Consider the following 19,017-nt stretch of genomic DNA (forward strand, 5'->3'; position numbering starts at 1 on the left):
TAAGGAGGTGACACTTATGACAGAGGTATTGTCCCAGTCGGAGATAGACGCGCTGCTTGCTGCGATATCTTCAGGGGAAATGAATGCGGAAGAGCTGAAAAAAGAAGACACGGAAAGAAAGGTAAAAGTATATGACTTCAAAAGGGCTCTTCGTTTTTCTAAGGATCAGATTCGTACGCTTACTCGCATCCACGAGAATTATGCCAGGTTACTCACTACATACTTTTCAGCTCAATTGCGAACATTTGTACAAATAAGTGTCGCATCTGTTGATCAGCTACCCTACGAAGAATTTATTCGTTCCATCCCGAAAATGACCATTCTTAATATTTTCGAAGCAGAACCTCTTGAGGGAAGAATGGTAATGGAAGTAAATCCTAACATTGCCTATGCGATGCTTGAACGATTGCTGGGCGGTTCGGGAACAGCTCCCAATAAAGTCGGAACGCTGACAGAGATCGAAACGATTATAATGGAACGTATTTTTAGCCGGGCTTTGCAAAGCTTTGCGGAAGCCTGGAAAAACGTAATCGATATTGAACCGGAATTGGAACTGATGGAAGTAAATCCGCAGTTTATGCAGATTGTGTCTCCCAACGAAACGGTTGCGGTTATCTCATTTAGTACGAAGATTGGTGAGACAACGGGAATGATTAATCTCTGTTTGCCTCATGTGGTACTGGAACCTTTAATGGTAAAATTATCAGCTCATTACTGGCTGTCTACGCAGAAGAAAGTAAGGGATGAGCGTGAAATAGAGGCATTGCGTGAACGAGTCCAAAAGGCGAAGCTCCCTCTCATTGCCGAACTCGGCACGTCAACGATATCTGTTGGGGAATTTTTGAATCTGAGTGTTGGAGATGTTGTCCAGCTTGACCAGGGGACAGATGATAAAGTGAAAGTGCGTGTAGGCCAAAAAACAAAATTCCTTGCACGGCCCGGTACGGCAAAGGGAAAAACGGCTATCATGATTGAGGATGTTTTAGAGGAAGAGGTGGGGGAAGATGAGTAGGGAAATGCTATCCCAGGATGAAATTGATGCGCTGCTCCGGCAGAATAACCTGGAAGAGGATAACGAAGATAATGGAGACGACCTGGAGACTACGCCTGATATTGATGACTTTTTATCTCCTTTCGAGCAGGACGCCCTTGGTGAGATTGGAAATATTACCTTCGGAAGCGCAGCAACGGCTCTGTCCAGCCTCCTCGGCCAGGCAACGGATATTACGACTCCGAAAGTTGGGGCTATTCGAAGAGAGGATGTTGAGGAGCAATTTCCCCGTCCTTATGTCGCTGTGCATGTAGAATATACAGAAGGTTTTCAAGGGATAAATTTGCTCGTCATCCGTAAAGAAGATGCGCAAATTATTGCGGACCTTATGATGGGCGGGGACGGAACCGCTCCTCCGGAGGAATTGTCGGAAATTCATCTAAGCGCCGTCCAGGAAGCGATGAACCAGATGATGGGCTCCGCCGCTACCTCGATGTCTACCATTTTTAATAAACTCGTAAATATATCGCCCCCGGGCATTGATATGATGGACTTGGCGCAAGGCGAAGGTGCGGAGAACATACCAAACGACAATATCCTGGTCAAGGTTTCCTTTAGGCTGAAGGTTGGCGACTTGATTGATTCAAACCTTATGCAGCTGCTTCCTGTCCCTTTTGCCCGTTCCATGATAAATCAACTCATCGGGGGAATGGACGAGGAACCGGCGGCACCGGTTCCAGAAGAGACGGCACCAGCTCCGCAGCAGGAACAGCCACCGTTAGCCGCTCAAGGAGCAATGCCAATGGGAGAAGATCCGGTAGCGGCGCAGGGAACGGGATACCCTTATCCCCCCCAGCAGCCGGCGCAGCCAGGGTACATGCCTGAACAACCGGTGCAGCCGCCGGCGTATCAACAGCCACCGATGTACCAGCAGCCACCGACGTACCAGCAGCCGATGTATTATCAGCAGCCGCCGATGTACCAGCAGCCCTCTCAACCAGGTGGCGGTTATCAGCCACCGCCAATGAATGTGCAGCCGGTGCAGTTTTCCGCCTTTGATTCGGGAGGGATGGCACAGGCGAATCCGCAAAACCTTGGTATGCTGCTTGATATACCATTGCAGGTAACCGTGGAGCTAGGCAGAACAAAAAAACAAATCAAAGACATCCTTGATCTATCTCCCGGCTCTATCATAGAACTGGACAAGCTTGCCGGTGAACCGGTAGATATACTTGTGAACAATAAGTTAATCGCGAAAGGCGAAGTAGTCGTGATTGATGAAAACTTCGGAGTGAGGGTCACGGATATTATCAGCCAGTGGGATCGCGTTCAAAAATTACAATAATATTGGCATATTGGGAGGACGAAGTGAATGAGTAAAGTATTGATTGTAGACGATGCAGCCTTTATGCGTATGATGATTAAAGAAATTCTATCTAAGAACGGTTTTACAGTTGTAGGAGAAGCGAGCGACGGTTCACAGGCTGTAGAGAAGTATAAAGAGCTTACGCCCGATCTCGTTACCATGGATATTACAATGCCCGAGATGGATGGCATCACTGCTTTAAAAGAAATTAAAAAAATCGACGCGAATGCCAAAGTTATTATGTGTTCTGCAATGGGCCAGCAGGCAATGGTTATCGATGCGATTCAGGCCGGGGCAAAAGATTTTATTGTAAAGCCGTTTCAGGCTGATCGTGTAATTGAAGCGATTAAGAAAACGCTTGGGTAGTATCATGACGGCGGTTTTCTTTTTGGCTAACCAGGTACATGTTCTAGCAAATCCTGCCCTGCCCACGAAAACGCCGCTGGGTGAACAGGAAGCGCTTGTGGGAAGTTCGGCCACATCGACAGCGGCAATGATTCTGCAGACGATTTTTGTTCTGGCTTTAATGATTGGATTTATTTACTTACTGCTTCGTTTTCTGGGGAAGCGCTCGACCCTCCTTTTCGGGAAATCGTTTATCCGGACGTTAGGAGGATGCTCCCTTGGCCCGCAAAAAACGCTGCAAGTTGTACAGGTCGGGGATTCTCTCTACATCGTCGGAGTGGGGGAAAGTGTCAATCTCATACGCCATATCAACGATCCGGAAGAAGTGCAGGCGCTTCTCGCATCGATGGAAGCTCAATACGAAGAGCCGGCCCCGAGCATCGCAGCAGTGGGATCATGGATGAAGCAGCTAAGGAAGAGGCGCAAGGGCGCAATACCGGATGATTTCGAAGCCGCTTTTCAATTGAAGATAGAAGAAGCAAAGCAGCGCAGAGAAATGATGGAAGAAGAATTGTTCGACGATAGGGAGAATGGAAACAAAAAATGAAACGCACTTATTTATTGTTCATCCTTACAGCAGCTGCTTTATTCCTGTTCTTCCCAGAAAGAACATTTGCGGCAAACCAGGTCGTTGTGCCGGGCGTTGATATTAAATTCGGCACGTCCAATAATCCGCAGGATGTATCCGTCACACTGCAAATTTTGCTTCTTTTTACGATAATGTCCATTGCGCCATCCATTCTTATTATGATGACGTGTTTTACGAGAATTGTAATTGTCCTGTCCTTTACAAGGACTGCCCTGTCGACGCAGCAAGCACCGCCAACGCAAGTGCTTGTTGGACTGGCCTTGTTCCTAACCTTCTTTATTATGGCTCCTACTTTTTCCGAGGTGAACAACCAGGCGCTCCAGCCTTATTTTAAGAAACAGATTACACAGGAGCAGGCCATACAAAGGGCGGAGCTTCCCTTCAAGAATTTTATGACGAAGCATACAAGAGGGAAAGATTTGAATTTATTTCTTGAGTACAGCAAGGCGCCAAAGCCGAAAACGGTGAAGGACATCCCGCTTACGGCGCTCGTTCCAGCCTATGCGATTAGCGAACTGAAAACAGCGCTGCAAATGGGCTTTATGATTTTTATCCCTTTTCTCGTTATTGATATGGTCGTTGCCAGCGTGCTGATGGCAATGGGGATGATGATGCTGCCGCCTGTTATGATTTCACTGCCCTTTAAAATTTTGCTCTTTATTCTCGTAGATGGATGGTATCTCGTCGTAAAATCTTTGCTATTAAGCTATCAATGAGGTGAAAGGTTTGTCGCAGGAATTTATTATTTCTCTTGCCCAGAAAGGGGTCTTTACCGTATTGCTGACAAGTGCCCCGCTGGTAGGAATTGCCCTTGTTGCAGGCTTACTCGTTAGCATCTTCCAGGCGACGACGTCCATTCAGGAAGCAACGCTTGCCTTTGTTCCGAAAATTGTTGCCACAATGCTTGCGCTCATCCTATTTGGGCCCTGGATGTTAAACCACCTGCTGGAATTCACCAGCAGCATTTTGGGCAATCTTTATAAATTTATAGGATAGTATTATGACGCATATTATACAATTATTGCCCGCCTTTTTGCTCGTTTTCCTGCGGCTTACCGCATTCTTTGTCTCGGCGCCTATTTTTTCGACAAGAAGCATTCCAACAACGTATAAGATAGGGCTGTCGTTCTTTCTGGCGTTAATTGCATTTCCTATGGTAAAGGCGGGCGCTCCCATACCTGTTGACTGGCACTATGTCTATTTAGCGATAAAAGAGGTGCTTGTCGGTCTTATCCTTGGGTTTATTGGCACGCTCCTTTTGTCCGCCATTCAAATAGCCGGTTCCTTTATTGATATGATGCTCGGCCTTGCGATTGCCAGCGTATTTGACCCGATGACGGGCACGCAGTCACCATTAATGGGGAATTTTAAATACATGCTTACGATTTTATTTATTCTATCCGTAAATGGCCATCACCTGCTGATAGAAGGGGTTTTATCAAGCTATCATGTAGTTCCGTTAGATCGCTGGATTAGTGGATTCGGGAACGGGTCACTCAGCGCTTTTTTAATGCAGAAATTTTCGTATATGTTTATGAGCGGGTTGCTGCTTGCGGCACCAATGATTAGTTCAATGTTTGTTATTGATGTGGCGCTTGGTATTGTTGCCAAGACGGTACCGCAAATGAACATTTTCGTTGTCGGGATGCCAGCGAAAATTATCGCTGGCTTTCTCATATTAATTATTGTTTTTCCGGGCTACTTTTTTGTGATGACACGTTTGCTTGAAGTGCTTTTTTCCTCAATGGCTCAGATGATTGCGATAATGGGTGAAAGGCAATGAAAATGAATCGCTTTCCAGTTCATCTACAGTTCTTTGCAGGAGAGAAGACGGAAAGGGCAACGCCCAAGAAGAAACAAAAGGCGAGAGAAGAAGGCCAGGTAGCCAAGAGCCAGGAAGTTTCCGCGGCGCTTCTGCTGCTTGCTGTTTTCCTTTTCCTGCTCATTATGGGGAAAAGCACGGGAAACAGGCTGTATTTTCTCTTTCGGTCGTTTTATAATGACTACCTTTTATCTGATTTAACGGCGGAGACCGTACAAAAGATAATGATGGACATGGTGTATCAGGCTACGATGATTGTTTGGCCTTTTCTCCTGCTTGCGGTTGTCGTCTCGTTTTTTGCAAATTATATTCAGTTTGGCCTTCTGTTTACGGCAAAACCTCTTATGTTTAAGCTCACCAACCTCGATCCGATTAAGGGAGCTAAGAAGTTATTTTCGATGCAGGCCATTGTCAATCTTGTCAAATCATTGGCGAAGGTAACTGTCATCGGCACTGCGGCCTGGCTTGTACTGTGGGCGGGTAAAGACGAGCTGCTTACGCTGGCCACCAAAACGGTTGCCGACATGATATCGATTGTGTCAAAGCTTACCCTCCAGCTCGGGTTTACGATTGGCATTCTGCTTCTTGTCATCTCGATTTTGGATTATATGTACCAAAAGTTTCAGCATGAAAAGAATTTGCGGATGTCAAAACAGGACATTAAAGATGAGTACAAAATGTCGGAAGGTGACCCCCAGATTAAGGGGAAAATCAAGCAAAGGCAGCGGGAAATGGCCATGCGGCGCATGATGCAGGAAGTGCCGAATGCAGACGTAGTCATAACGAATCCGACCCATTTTGCCGTCGCGATTGCTTATCGGGCGGAAGAAATGAAAGCACCAACGGTCATTGCCAAAGGACAGGACTTCATGGCTCAGCGAATTAAAGAAATAGCGAAAGAAAATCAAGTGACTACGATAGAGAACAAGCCGCTTGCCCGTACGCTGCATGCACAGGTTGAAGTGAATCAGGAAATTCCGGAAGACCTGTTCCAGGCTGTTGCGGAAATTCTGGCATACGTATATAAACTTCGAGGGAAAATCTAACGGCACATTTATGAAAGGAGGAGAAATGTATGAAACGCAAAGACTTAGCTGTGATGGCATTCGTTATTTCTATCGTAATTATGCTGGTCATACCAATGCCTAACTTCCTCCTTGACTTTCTATTAATTATTAACATTTCCCTCTCACTTACCATACTGCTTATCGCAATGAATACGAACGATCCATCCCAGTTTTCCGTTTTTCCGTCTTTATTGCTTATTACTACAATTTTCCGCCTTGCTTTAAACGTTTCCTCTACAAGGAATATTCTTTCAGAAGGGGATGCGGGAGAAGTTATTCATGCGTTCGGTTCTTTTGTTATTGGAGGGAACGCGATTGTCGGTTTCGTTGTCTTCCTTATTCTAACCCTCATTAACTTCATGGTTATTACCAAAGGATCAGAGCGCGTTGCTGAAGTTGCAGCCCGCTTTACATTGGATGCGATGCCGGGGAAACAAATGGCGATTGACGCCGATTTGAACGCCGGCTCCATCTCGGATATGGAAGCACAGGAAAGAAGAAAGAAAATCAGCCAGGAATCCGAATTTTACGGAGCGATGGACGGTGCAACAAAATTTGTCAAAGGGGATGCCATTGCAGGCATTATCATCTTTATCATTAATATTTTAGGCGGCTTAATTATCGGTATGGTTGTACATAAAATGGGATTTGCCGAGTCTGCTTCTACTTTTACTCTTTTATCGGTCGGGGATGGCCTTGTGAGCCAGTTGCCCGCACTTCTGCTCTCCACCGGCACAGGTATTATTGTGACGCGCGCCGCTTCAGAAGGGAATATCGGCGATGACTTATCGAAACAGGTGTTTGCTTATCCGCGGCTGCTTTATATTGTGGCAGGTACGATTGTCCTTATGGGCATCTTTACACCGATCGGTCTGATCCGTACATTTCCGATTGCCGGTGTACTGGCGTTCGGCGGGTTCCGGATTCAAAGAAATATACAGGCCGGGCAGACTTCATTCGAGCCCTCGGTAGAGGAAGCGGAGATGGAAGAAGTGCGAAGCCCGGAAAGTGTTGTCAGTCTCCTGCATATTGACCCGATTGCATTCGAGTTTGGGTACGGGCTTATTCCGCTTGCTGATGCTAATCAGGGAGGCGATTTGCTTGACCGGGTCATTATGATTCGGCGGCAGTGCGCGATTGAGCTTGGCATTGTCGTCCCTGTTATCCGGATACGGGACAATATTCAACTGCGCCCGAATGAGTATGTGATTAAAATAAAAGGAAATCAGGTGGCGCGCGGAGAGATTATGCTGGACCACTACCTGGCCATGAGCCCGGGGATTGAGGATGATTCCGTTGTTGGGATCGATACGGTTGAACCTGCTTTCGGACTCCCGGCCCTCTGGGTAACAGAAGAAATAAAAGAGCGGGCTGAAATGGCAGGGTACACGGTAGTCGATCCTCCGTCCGTTGTGGCAACCCACCTGACAGAAATTATCAAGCGCCATGCGCACGAGCTCTTGAGCCGTCAGGAAACGCGTTCACTCATTGATACAATAAGAGAAACGACGCCAGCGCTCGTAGATGAACTTGTCCCGAATATTCTCGGGATAGGAGATATACAGAAAGTGCTGCAAAAACTGCTGCGGGAAAAAATATCGATCCGCAACCTTCCCACCATTCTTGAAACACTTGCTGATTATGGCACGTATACGAAGGATACGGATTTGCTTACAGAATACGTGAGGCAGTCTCTTTCCCGGCAGATCACCCTCCACTATGCCGAACCAAATGAGCCGCTGCGGGTCATTACCGCAGGGCCAAGCCTGGAAAAAACGATATCTGATTCCGTGCAGCAAACCGAGCAGGGCAGCTATCTGGCGATAGACCCGGATACGTCCCAGCACATATTCTCTGCGCTTTCCGATCAGGTAAATCGCATGCTTCAAACCGGGCAGCAGCCGATTATATTAACATCTCCGGCCATTCGTATGTATTTACGCCAGCTTGTTGAAAGAATGATGCCTGAAATCCCGGTATTGTCTTATAACGAACTGGAACCGGAAGTTGAAATACAGAGCGTAGGAGTGGTGAGTTTATAATGCGAGTAAAACGTTACGTAGTTGATTCCATGTCCGACGCTCTTCAACAGATTCGGAGCGACTTAGGAAAAGATGCCATTATATTAAACACAAAATCCGTTAAAACAGGCGGGTTTTTAGGTATGTTTCGAAAAAAGCAAATCGAAGTGATTGCGGCAGTGGACCCTGCAGAAACAAAAGAGAAGCCGAGCGTTCGGAAGCCGTTTGCAGAGCCGGCTCCGAAACTGCCGCTAGTACAAACGGCACCGGTGCCGGCTGCTCCATTACCGAGTGTTACCGGAAATCAGGCGGCAGCCCGGGAGCCTGTTCATCATGAGGAAAGATTCGCAGAAACCTTCAAAAACACATTGTCTCTGCAGGCAAATAAAACAATAGTGCCCGCCGCAGAAACAGGGAAACCGGACGGACTGGCAAAAGAATTGGAAGAGATGAAGGGGATGCTGTGGAAGCTCGTTATGGCGGATGGAAACACCGGCCAGGCACCGGCTGCTTTCTCTGCCCTGCGTAAGCAGCTTGTTAAGCAAGAGGTTGAAGAAGAGATCATTACGTCCATCTTTGAGAAAGTATTAAAACAACTCCCGCCAGAAGATATTCATAGTGAGCAAAAGGTTGCCGCTATGGTGAAGGAAGTTCTTCTTGGCATGATAAATCAGTCGGCGCCCAAAAGTGGTTCCCTGAGGCAGGAAACCCGTTTCGTCCACTTTGTGGGGCCGACAGGCGTAGGAAAAACGACGACGCTTGCAAAGCTAGCGGCAGACAGCGTCATTGGGCACAGGCGAAAGGTAGGCATGCTTACTTCAGATACATACCGGATTGCAGCGGTAGAGCAGCTAAAAACATATGCAAACATCCTGAATTTGCCGTTGAAAGTAATCTACTCAGTTGAAGACCTGGCTCCATCCATCGAGAGATTGTCGGACTGTAATTTGCTGTTTATGGACACGGCAGGACGCAATTACCGCATCAAAGAATACGTAACAGAGATAGAAAAGCTGCTGGCTTCCGGCCTTCCAAGTGAAACGTTCCTGGTGCTGAGCCTGACATCAAAATATAGCGATATGGAAGCCATTGTACAGAGCTTCGAAAACATTCAAGTTGATAAGGTCATCTTTACAAAGATTGATGAAACACGAACGTATGGAGCGATACTGAACCTTGTCGTTAACTATAAGCTGGCACTCTCTTACTTTACAACCGGACAAAACGTGCCGGATGATATTGAAATTGCCACACCGGATAAAATTGTATCTTTACTTCTAGGGGAGTATGCGCAATGAATGATCAGGCACAGCGGCTGCGGGAAAAGGTAAATAAAGAGGCGGCGCCGGTTTTCGAAAAAGATCGCAGGACAAAAGTCATTACAGTAACAAGCGGGAAAGGCGGGGTAGGAAAGTCGAACTTTTCTCTTAACTTCGCTCTCGGGCTCATAGAGCAGGGACAGAAGGTTGTCATTATCGATTTGGATGTCGGTTTTGCTAATATAGATTTGCTTATGGGTGTATCTACACAAAAAAATATTCTAGATATGATAGACAAAGGAAGTACAATCTGGGATATTATTGAGAAGGGGCCAAAAGGACTAGAATTTATTGCGGGCGGTTCGGGATTTTCACAGATTTTTGAACTGGATGATGGGAAATTAAATTACTTTTTTGAACAATTAGCCCAATTAAACGGATATGCTGATACAATTATCTTAGATACAGGTGCCGGCATATCGAATGGAACGCTCCGTTTTATTATGGCAGCGGATGAGGTCTTATTGATCACCACTCCGGAACCGACGTCCATTATGGATGCATATTCTGTAGTTAAAATGGCCCATAACAAAAAAACAGACATCCGCTTTCATGTTGTAGTAAATAAGGCTGCAACTCCGAAGGAAGGTAGGCAAACCGGAGAAAAGCTGGCACTCGTTGCAAAGCAATTCCTTAAGCTGGAAGTTGCTGTACTCGGATATGTCCCTGAAGATGGACATGTTACCAAAGCTGTAAAAAAACAGGACCCCTTTTACTTATCTTATCCGAATAGTAAAGCGGCCGACAGTATACGCAACCTGGTTGACCTGTTTGTATCGAACGGGGAAGTGAATCGTAAGGAGAGCGGAATGAAGGCATTTATCGCTCAATTACGGACGTTCTGGAAATAAAGTAGGGAGGGGGGAGAGATTGAGTCCGATTAAGGTAGTAATTGTAGATGACTCTGCTTTTATGCGCAAGGTAATAGGAGATCTGCTGGAAGGGGATCCGGAGATCAAAGTCATAGGGAAAGGGCGAAACGGCAAGGAGGCGGTACAGCTAGTAGAAAAACTTCAGCCCGATCTCGTTACACTGGATATCGAAATGCCCGTAATGAACGGTCTTGAAGCATTGGAAGCGATAATGGAAAACCACCCGGTGCCGGTTCTCATGCTAAGCAGTTTAACGAAGCAAGGGGCAAGTGAAACGATTCGCGCGCTTGAGATAGGAGCGGTTGATTTTATATCAAAACCGTCCGGCTCCATCTCCCTGGATATTCATAAAATCAGTTCTGATATTATTGCAAAAGTAAAAGCGGCATCCCGGGTAAATGTTTCCCGTTTAAGGAGCAGCCCTAAAGTATCCGACGCCCCTCGTCTAGTCCACCAGGGTTCAATATCTGCTGCCAGAAGCATGATGGATAAAGCAAAAACAAAAGCGGATGCTGAAACGCCCGTCATGCGTACATACGAAGCGAGGAAGGGAAGCGGCGGGTTCAGCCATGAAAAAACAGGCAATCTTATCGCGATTGGGACATCTACCGGAGGGCCTAAAGCATTGCAGGTTGTCTTGCGTGAGATACCAGGAAACTTTGACGGAACGATCGCCATTGTTCAGCACATGCCCCCCGGTTTTACAAGATCACTTGCCCAACGTCTGGATTCATTGTGTGAAATTCGTGTCGTCGAGGCGGAAGACAACCAGGTACTCGAGAAAGGCACTGCCTATATTGCTCCCGGGAATTATCATATGGAGATTAAAGAGAAAGCAGATGGGCAGCTGTGCGTTTCCCTTAACCAAAGCGAGCCCAGAGGGGGACACCGGCCTTCCGTGGATACGCTGTTCGAATCCGTAGCAAAGCTAAAGCAGCCTTCCAAATACGCAGTCATTATGACGGGCATGGGAAGCGACGGGACATATGGCCTGAGGCGGCTGAAGGAAACCGGAGTACAGTCCATTATTGCTGAAGATGAATCAACCTGTGTAGTGTTTGGCATGCCGCGCGCTGCCATTCAGTCCGGGGTCGTTGATTATGTAGCTCCGCTTCATGATATTGCGAAGCTATTAGTGCGCTGTTTGAATCGATAGGGAGGTGGATATCTATGGAAATGAGTCAATACTTAGATATGTTCATAGAAGAGTCAAAGGAACACATTCAGGCAATTAACGATAATTTGCTTGTGCTGGAAAATGATCCGGAAAATATAAGCATTGTAAACGAGATTTTTCGTTCTGCCCATACGTTAAAAGGAATGGCAGCAACGATGGGGTTTGAGGATATGGCAACATTAACGCACGAAATGGAAAATGTCCTCGATCAGGTGCGAAACCACAATTTGCACGTTAATACTGACATGATGGACGTTATTTTTAAGTGCGTTGATTTGTTAGAAACGATTTTGTATTCCATTGCAGGCGGTGGAGACGGGAAAGAAGATGTGTCCGCTGTCGTTTTACTGCTTCAGGCTATTCTTAAGGGGGAACCGATAGCTGCCGTACATACACCTGCAGCGGACCAGGATAGCGCAGCAGGCGAGGCAGCAGCCGCCAGCCTCATAGAGGAGAAGCAGGAAAACCTGTATTCCTTTGATGATTATGAAATCACAATTATAGAACAATCAATCGAAACCGGACATCATGTGTACTGGATAAAAACATTCGTTCGGGATGATTGCGTGTTAAAGGCTGCCCGCGCTTATATGGTGTATGATAACTTAGAGTCGCTCGGCGAAATTATTAAAACAACACCTTCAGTTGAAGAGTTGGAAGAGGAAAAATTCGAGAAATCCTTTGAAATTGTTCTCGTTAGTAAAGAAAGCCTTGAAAAAACAGAAAAAACAGTGATGAATGTATCGGAAATCGAATCCGTTGTCGTTGAAGAAATTAACCTAAAAAATCACCGTCAGGAAAGCATGAGGACTGAGCAGCAGCAGGCTGTACCTCCCGCTTCTAGTGTGGAAAAGGCTGACCGGGAAAAAGCCGGGAAAGAAGAAAAAACAGCTCCGCAGGCAGCCAAAAAGGCCACAACAGGCAAAACCATCCGTGTCGATATTGATCGGCTAGATGTCCTCATGAATCTGTTCAGTGAGCTGGTTATTGACCGGGGAAGGCTGGAACAGCTCGCGCGTGAGTCTGGACAGAGTGCGTTAACGGAAACCGTTGAACACATGAGCCGGATCAGCGGTGATTTGCAAAATATTATTCTAACAATGCGCATGGTACCGGTCGAGCAAGTGTTTAACCGTTTCCCGCGCATGGTGCGCGATTTGGCAAAAGATTTGAATAAGAAGATCAACCTGGAAATTGTCGGGGCTGAAACGGAGCTTGATCGAACCGTCATTGATGAGATCGGGGACCCGCTTGTTCACCTGCTCCGCAACTCGCTTGATCACGGGGTAGAACACGCGGATGAACGGCGCGCCGCTGGAAAACCGGAAGAAGGCTTAGTGCAGCTCAAAGCGTACCATAGCGGAAACCATGTTTTCATCGAGGTAAAGGACGATGGCAAAGGGATTAATCGCGAGAAGGTTTTGAAGAAGGCGATTGACCGGGGCATTGTAACCGAACAGGGAGCAGCAGCGCTCACGAACAAGCAAATTGATGAGCTTCTTTTCGCTTCCGGGTTAAGCACGGCCGACAAGATTTCTGACGTTTCCGGACGCGGGGTAGGGCTTGATGTTGTAAAAACGAAGATTGAATCGCTTGGAGGAGCCTGCGGTGTAGATTCTATTCCGGGAGTAGGAACAACCTTCTTAATCCAACTTCCGTTAACGCTTTCCATCATATCTGCCATGCTCGTTCAAGTAGAGAATGAGAAATACGCGGTTCCGCTTAGTTCGATTATTGAAACGGCGGTCTTCTCACCGGATCAAATCATGCATGCGCACCAGCAGGATGTCATCGACTTCCGGGGCCGAATTGTTCCGCTTGTTTCATTGAAGTCGATTTTTAACATTCCTGATAACGAAGTGAGAAAAGATGAGGATATTCCTGTTGTTATCGTTCGTAAGGGAGATAAAATGGCGGGTCTCGTTGTTGATTCCTTTATCGGGCAGCAGGAAATTGTTTTAAAATCCCTCGGTAAATACCTGGTTAATGCGTTCGCGATTTCAGGTGCCACCATTTTGGGAGACGGACAGGTTGCTCTTATTATTGATTGTAACGCACTGATTAAATAAGGAGGCGGGTTGCTTTGGTAGAACATAAGGATATTGTCGAAGAAATAAAGGTCATTGTCTTTCGTCTTAAAGACGAGGAATATGGTGTGGAAGTAAATCAAGTAAAGTCGATTGAAAGGCTTGAGCATATTACGCGTGTTCCGCGCACACCGGCATTTGTAAAAGGAGTTATCAATCTTCGTGGAGTCGTAACGCCTATCCTCGACCTTCGCCGTCGTTTCGGCCTTGAAGAAACGCAGTACAACGAAACGACCCGTGTTATTATCGTCGCGGTAGAAGAAATTGAAGTTGGCCTCATTGTAGATTCAGCGAACGATGTGATTGATATTCCGGTAACGGCAATTGAACCGCCGCCTGAAGTTGTCGGTGGAATTGAGGCTGTATACCTTCGCGGGGTTGCAAAGCTCGATAAACGCCTGCTCATTCTATTAAACCTGGACAAGGTGTTAAACACAGAAGAATTAAAACAACTCGAACGCATTGAGGGATAATGATGATCAAGTTCGAGCAATTTGACGATTTTCAATTTGATGTACTGCGCGAGGTTGGAAATATTGGGGCCGGGAATGCGGCGACCGCCCTGTCTAAATTAATCTCCAAAGAGATAGACATGAAAGTTCCACAAGTAAAAATCATATCATTTGATGAAATTGCTGATTTTGTGGGCGGGGATGAAACCATTGTCGTTTCCGTTTTCTTGCGGGTACTCGGTGATATTTCCGCCAACATGTTTTTTATTATTTCACTTGCTTCGGCCAAAAATCTCATACGCCAGTTGATGGGAATCGACACGGGAACGGAGGACTCTTTTGACGAGATGGAACTGTCAGCGTTAAACGAGATTGGGAATATTTTAACGGGTTCCTATTTATCTTCCCTTGCTGATTTTACCAAACTAAACATGCAGCCATCCGTGCCTGCGGTTGCGATTGATATGGCAGGCGCTATTTTATCGTATGGGCTCCTGGAAATTGGCAACAACGGTGACTTTGCCCTGACGATAGACACTGCATTTTTAGAAGGAGAACAGGAAGTCGAAGGGCATTTCTTTCTCATACCAGATCCGGAGGCGTTACCCCAGCTTTTCCGGGCGTTAGGAGTTCCTTTTGAATGAATATTGTAAAGGTAGGAATGGCCGATCTTAATATCGCAAAATCACCGGATCGAATTCGCACGACAGGACTCGGCTCCTGTGTAGGGGTAGTTTTATTTGACAGCCAGAAAAAAATCGGAGGAATGGCGCATGTTATGCTTCCGGAGTCTTCGCTGAGCAAAGGGACATTAAATATGGCGAAATATGCCGATACTGCGATACCAAAGCTGATAGATGATATGGAAAAGGCCGGTGCGAATCGCCGCAAGCTCGTCGCTAAACTGGCAGGTGGAGCCCAGATGTTTTCCTTTTCGTCAACAAGTGATACGATGAGAATAGGCCCGCGGAATGTGGAAGCTTGTAAAAGCGCCCTGAATGAGGCACGCATTCCAATTCTTGCGGAAGATACCGGGGGGAATTGCGGCCGCACGATCGAATTGGACAGCAATACGGGCGTTTTAAATATTCGTACAGTAAATCAAGGGGTAAAGGAATTATAATATGTGGGTAGGTTCATTTAAGTGGAATCTGTATTTTGCCGGAATTATGAGCATATTTACATTCGTTTTTTCTATAGCTAACAACTTGCTTTTAGAGAGCCTGATCCGCTCTCTGTTTGCTTTTGTTGTGTGTTTTTTTCTCATGTTTGGAATTAGGCTGGCAATGGGGAAAATGATTGGCAAGGAAAACAGGGAATTATTTAGTGCCGGGGAGAAGGGCCAGCGTATTGATCTGGTAACGCCGGATGAGCCTTCCGGCCTAAGCGGCCCGGTTGGAGAGAAGCATATGGGAACAGATGACAGCGGTCATGAATTTGAGGACTTTGCGCCACTTGAACTCTCGAAGGTCGTGCGCAAGGAAGCTCCGGATATTAACCCCGAAGAAATTGCAAAGGCTCTAAGGGTATTCTCCAATGAATAAAAGGCGGTGAGTTCAGAGTGGCGCGCAAACCGAAAAAGCAGATGGATATCGAGAAGTGGAAACGCTGGCGCGAAGGTGGCGACCGTCAGGCTGAAATCGAATTAATTGAGGAATATTTGCCGCTCGTTACCTATGTGGCTACACGTCTCTCCATGGGTCTGCCTGATACCGTTGATAAAGATGATTTAATCAGCTTTGGGCGTTTTGGCCTTTTGGATGCCTTAAAGAAGTTTGACTATATGAGAGGACTCCAATTTGAGACATACGGGATGTGGAGAATTAGAGGCTCTATTATTGATGGGCTTAGGGAATGCGATATAATCCCGCGCTCCGTCCGCGATAAGGCGAAAAAAATTGAAGAGGCGTACACTGTCCTCGAACAGGAAAACTTAAGAACAGTTACAGACGAAGAGGTTAGTGAATATTTGAATATATCGGTAGCAGAATTAAGACAAACGCTGCTTGATGTATCGTTCGCTTCCGTTCTCTCACTTGATGAACCGATACAGGATGATGAGGAACAGAAGCACTCACGCCAGACCGTTATCATGGACGAACGGGCGGAGAAACCTGAAACTGCCCTTCATAAGGAACAGCGAAAGGAAATTCTTGCCGAAGCGATTGAAAGGTTGCCCGCAAAGGAAAGAACCGTCGTTTCGCTTTTTTATTATGAAGAATGCTCCCTTACTGAAATAGCTGAAATTATGGAATTGTCTGCTTCACGAATATCACAACTGCATTCCAAGGCAGTCTTTCGCTTACGCGGAGCGCTTAACCGTTCAAAAGATTATTTGTTGAATGAGTAATAACGGAAGGAAGAGTGTTGAGAATATGGGGGAGTCAGACGGTAGGGGAGAAAACACCCCGAATACGAGGCCGGTGTCCGAAGCGGTCAAGGTAAACATAACAGAAGACAGGCTCCAGGCATCACTGGAGTTTTCTCCGGAAGGGGAAATACAGGCTGCTTCTTATAATGAACTTATTGATGTGTTAAAGAACAATAAGGTTACGTATGGAATAAAAGAGGAGCTTGTAAGAAAAATAGCGGATGGCCCAAATGCATACCGGGGCGAGGTTTTAATCATTGCAGAAGGGACGGCACCTATTCATGGAAACGACGGTTCTATTGAATTTGTCGCCCATCCCTCAGATTATCACGGGCCAACGGAAAGAGAGGACGGCAGCGTTGATTTTTATAATGTACTCCAGCTCTTAAATGTGGAGAAAGGCCAGCTCCTGGCTAAAAAGCACGCCCCTGCCAGAGGAACCCCGGGCAGAGGCGTAACAGGGGACGAGATTGCTCCGAAGGACGGAAAAGAAGCGCGGTTTAAAATTGGAAAGAATGTGCTGCTTGATCAGGAGAAATCGAATGCGTATGCAGCCGCCGATGGACAGGTGACCATAACGGAACAAACGAAAATTAATGTATTCTCTGTGTTTGAAGTAAACGGAGACGTTGATTTTAGTGTAGGAAACATCGACTTTGTGGGAAATGTAGTTATACGTGGTAATGTACATCCCGGTTTTACGATTAAAGCCGGCGGGGATATAAAGATAGCCGGTGGGATTGAAAGCGCGACGCTTGAGGCGAAAGGGTCAATAGAGATTATTGCCGGAATTATTGGACATGACAAAGGGTCTGTTACAGCAGGGATTGACGTTAAGGTTGGATTTATTCAAAATGCTGCCGTAAAAGCCGGCAATGATGTCATCGTCTCCCAGACGATTATGCACAGCACAGTTAGTGCCGGGCGCAACGTTATTTGTAAAGCGACGAAGGGCCTTATCGTCGGGGGGACCGTTCAATCCGGCGAGCGGGTCGTCGCTAAAATTTATGGAAACGCAAACAACACGCCAACGAGCATTGAAGTGGGGGCAGTCCCTGAGCTCCGTGAGGAATACCTGGCCTTAAAAGCAGATATAAAAACGCACGGAGAAAATGTAGATAAATCCGAGAAAGGGCTCCGCTTCCTTGATCAGGTGCTTGCACAGCAGGGGACACTTACGCGTGAGAAGAAAACGATGCAGATAAAGCTGATGAATTCAAAGCTTCTCTCTGAAAAGAAATTAGCCCAGGCAAGAATGCGTTCGCAGGAAATTGAAGAGAAATTAACTAGCATGGAAAACGCAAGGGTAGAATGCCTTAGTATAATGTACAGCGGAACAAAACTCGTGTTTGGAAATGCCGTTCGCTTTATAAAGGAAAATTGCAGCCGCTCCGTATTTGTTATGGGAGAGGATGGCCGCGTTACGTCAACAGTACTGTAAACCGGAAACGGGAAACGGGAGGAAGTTTATATGTCATTGCGTGCAATAGAGTTGCAGATTGCGATTCCAAAAACACAGGACATAGGAAAAGTACACGAACACCTTCAGGAACGCCCACAGCAGGAACAGGCAATGCTGGCACATGTAAGGCAGGAAAAAGAACAAATAAACCGCACGCGTACCCTCGAAACAGAGCAAACAGAAAAGGGCCGTAAAGAGCGTCAGAAACATGGGGAAGCTCCAAAAAAAGAGGGAAAACCGGGCGCCGCAGCTGGGAAAGAGCCGGACCCGGACAGAGAAAACCTGCACCCTTATGCCGGGCACCATATCGATATTTCATTTTAATTACAAGTACAGTTGGTGAGTGTTTATGATTGAGGTCTGGTTGTTGTTGCTAACAGTCGCTTTGTTCGTCCTTTATTCACGAGCAAATAAGAAGCGCCCGCCGAGCGAGGGCGCTAATGCCCACGTGGAGCAGCTGACAGCATTAATCGATGAATTCGAAAAAGAAAACAAAGAGCTTGTACAATCGGTTGCCCGGATAAAGCGTGCGACGGATTTTGAACTCGAAGGAATGAAAGCAGAACTTTCTGCTGCGCGAGAGCAAATTGCACACCTTACAAAGCAGTACGGGCAGCTCCAGACGCTTATCGGGGAAACGGAGCATAACCGTCTGCAGGGGGGTGGCAGAAACGAGCCAGTCAGCCAGAATTTCCTGTTTTTAAAGGATGAATACCGGGAAATACCCGTTATGTATGAACAGGGGCATACATCCCAGGATATTGCCCGCAAACTGGGAATTGGCAATGGCGAGGTAGAGATGGTCATCCAAATGATAAAAAGACAGCAAAAGGATTCGACTGCCCGGTAATCTCTGTGTTTAAGTTGTTGCATTTTTTTTATTCCTATGGTATATTTACAAACGGTGTAAAAATACACACGCCCTTCAATTTGAATGATGGTGCTCAGGGTGGATTTTCCGGAGTTTCATTCGAAGATGCGAAGAGCGGAGGCAATACAAAAACCAATTAGAGGAG

General features: G+C 46.5%; 21 protein-coding genes. All 21 read left to right on the top strand.

Translation table 11 applies throughout. The features are described 5' to 3' along the window. Nucleotides 1-16: 16 nt before the first annotated feature. Genes fliM through MBEAL2_RS07410 form a run of 21 tightly spaced genes read left to right on the top strand, consistent with a single transcriptional unit; the run spans nt 17 to nt 18,851 of the window. Nucleotides 17-1,012, top strand: a complete 996-nt coding sequence (gene fliM, locus MBEAL2_RS07310; RefSeq protein ID WP_047151653.1) for a flagellar motor switch protein FliM — start codon at nt 17-19, stop codon at nt 1,010-1,012. Beyond that, on the top strand, nt 1,005-2,336 hold the full coding sequence (gene fliY, locus MBEAL2_RS07315; protein WP_047151654.1) for a flagellar motor switch phosphatase FliY: 1,332 nt from the start codon (nt 1,005-1,007) through the stop codon (nt 2,334-2,336). The genes fliM and fliY overlap by 8 nt, the downstream gene beginning before the upstream one ends. A gap of 27 nt (nt 2,337-2,363) precedes the next feature. Beyond that, nucleotides 2,364-2,723 carry a response regulator gene (locus MBEAL2_RS07320; RefSeq protein ID WP_047151655.1) on the top strand — a complete coding sequence of 120 codons (360 nt, stop codon included), beginning with the start codon at nt 2,364-2,366 and terminating at the stop codon, nt 2,721-2,723. Nucleotides 2,724-2,745: 22 nt separating this feature from the next. Beyond that, entirely contained in the window at nt 2,746-3,309 is a 564-nt protein-coding gene (locus MBEAL2_RS07325; RefSeq protein ID WP_236692706.1) for a flagellar biosynthetic protein FliO, read from the top strand. Next, nucleotides 3,306-4,067 carry a flagellar type III secretion system pore protein FliP gene (gene fliP / locus MBEAL2_RS07330; RefSeq protein WP_082129805.1) on the top strand — a complete coding sequence of 254 codons (762 nt, stop codon included), beginning with the start codon at nt 3,306-3,308 and terminating at the stop codon, nt 4,065-4,067. Before MBEAL2_RS07325 ends, fliP begins: the two co-directional genes overlap by 4 nt. Nucleotides 4,068-4,077: 10 nt before the next feature. Then, on the top strand, nt 4,078-4,347 hold the full coding sequence (fliQ, locus tag MBEAL2_RS07335; RefSeq protein WP_047151656.1) for a flagellar biosynthesis protein FliQ: 270 nt from the start codon (nt 4,078-4,080) through the stop codon (nt 4,345-4,347). Nucleotides 4,348-4,351: 4 nt separating this feature from the next. Further along, nucleotides 4,352-5,134, top strand: a complete 783-nt coding sequence (gene fliR / locus MBEAL2_RS07340) for a flagellar biosynthetic protein FliR (RefSeq protein WP_047151657.1) — start codon at nt 4,352-4,354, stop codon at nt 5,132-5,134. Beyond that, entirely contained in the window at nt 5,131-6,219 is a 1,089-nt protein-coding gene (gene flhB / locus MBEAL2_RS07345) for a flagellar biosynthesis protein FlhB (protein WP_047151658.1), read from the top strand. The genes fliR and flhB overlap by 4 nt, the downstream gene beginning before the upstream one ends. A 29-nt stretch (nt 6,220-6,248) precedes the next feature. Next, nucleotides 6,249-8,282 carry a flagellar biosynthesis protein FlhA gene (gene flhA / locus MBEAL2_RS07350; RefSeq protein WP_047151659.1) on the top strand — a complete coding sequence of 678 codons (2,034 nt, stop codon included), beginning with the start codon at nt 6,249-6,251 and terminating at the stop codon, nt 8,280-8,282. Then, nucleotides 8,282-9,559: a flagellar biosynthesis GTPase FlhF gene (gene flhF / locus MBEAL2_RS07355; protein WP_047151660.1), complete on the top strand. Its 1,278-nt coding sequence runs from the start codon at nt 8,282-8,284 to the stop codon at nt 9,557-9,559. The genes flhA and flhF overlap by 1 nt, the downstream gene beginning before the upstream one ends. Further along, the gene (locus tag MBEAL2_RS07360) at nt 9,556-10,431 is read left to right on the top strand and encodes a MinD/ParA family protein (RefSeq protein WP_047151661.1); all 876 of its coding nucleotides are present in this window, start codon (nt 9,556-9,558) and stop codon (nt 10,429-10,431) included. Before flhF ends, MBEAL2_RS07360 begins: the two co-directional genes overlap by 4 nt. 19 nt (nt 10,432-10,450) lie before the next feature. Then, nucleotides 10,451-11,608: a protein-glutamate methylesterase/protein-glutamine glutaminase gene (locus MBEAL2_RS07365; protein WP_047151662.1), complete on the top strand. Its 1,158-nt coding sequence runs from the start codon at nt 10,451-10,453 to the stop codon at nt 11,606-11,608. A 14-nt stretch (nt 11,609-11,622) separates the two neighbouring features. Further along, a complete protein-coding gene (locus tag MBEAL2_RS07370) occupies nt 11,623-13,698 on the top strand; it encodes a chemotaxis protein CheA (RefSeq protein WP_047151663.1) in 2,076 nt (691 codons plus the stop codon). A gap of 14 nt (nt 13,699-13,712) precedes the next feature. Then, entirely contained in the window at nt 13,713-14,189 is a 477-nt protein-coding gene (locus MBEAL2_RS07375; protein ID WP_047151664.1) for a chemotaxis protein CheW, read from the top strand. A 2-nt stretch (nt 14,190-14,191) separates the two neighbouring features. Continuing rightward, a complete protein-coding gene (locus MBEAL2_RS07380; RefSeq protein WP_047151665.1) occupies nt 14,192-14,812 on the top strand; it encodes a chemotaxis protein CheC in 621 nt (206 codons plus the stop codon). Further along, entirely contained in the window at nt 14,809-15,291 is a 483-nt protein-coding gene (locus MBEAL2_RS07385; RefSeq protein ID WP_047151666.1) for a chemotaxis protein CheD, read from the top strand. The genes MBEAL2_RS07380 and MBEAL2_RS07385 overlap by 4 nt, the downstream gene beginning before the upstream one ends. 1 nt (nt 15,292) lies before the next feature. Next, entirely contained in the window at nt 15,293-15,712 is a 420-nt protein-coding gene (locus MBEAL2_RS07390; protein WP_047151667.1) for a hypothetical protein, read from the top strand. A gap of 41 nt (nt 15,713-15,753) precedes the next feature. Then, entirely contained in the window at nt 15,754-16,518 is a 765-nt protein-coding gene (locus MBEAL2_RS07395) for a FliA/WhiG family RNA polymerase sigma factor (RefSeq protein ID WP_047151718.1), read from the top strand. A gap of 25 nt (nt 16,519-16,543) precedes the next feature. Next, entirely contained in the window at nt 16,544-17,980 is a 1,437-nt protein-coding gene (locus tag MBEAL2_RS07400) for a flagellar assembly protein A (protein WP_047151668.1), read from the top strand. Nucleotides 17,981-18,010: 30 nt separating this feature from the next. Continuing rightward, a complete protein-coding gene (locus MBEAL2_RS07405; RefSeq protein WP_047151669.1) occupies nt 18,011-18,325 on the top strand; it encodes a hypothetical protein in 315 nt (104 codons plus the stop codon). 25 nt (nt 18,326-18,350) lie between these two features. Further along, the gene (locus MBEAL2_RS07410; RefSeq protein WP_047151670.1) at nt 18,351-18,851 is read left to right on the top strand and encodes a DUF6115 domain-containing protein; all 501 of its coding nucleotides are present in this window, start codon (nt 18,351-18,353) and stop codon (nt 18,849-18,851) included. The last annotated feature ends 166 nt before the right edge of the window (nt 18,852-19,017 follow it).

Origin of the sequence: Aneurinibacillus tyrosinisolvens, from assembly GCF_001015055.1 — a bacterium.
GTDB lineage: Bacteria > Bacillota > Bacilli > Aneurinibacillales > Aneurinibacillaceae > Aneurinibacillus_A > Aneurinibacillus_A tyrosinisolvens.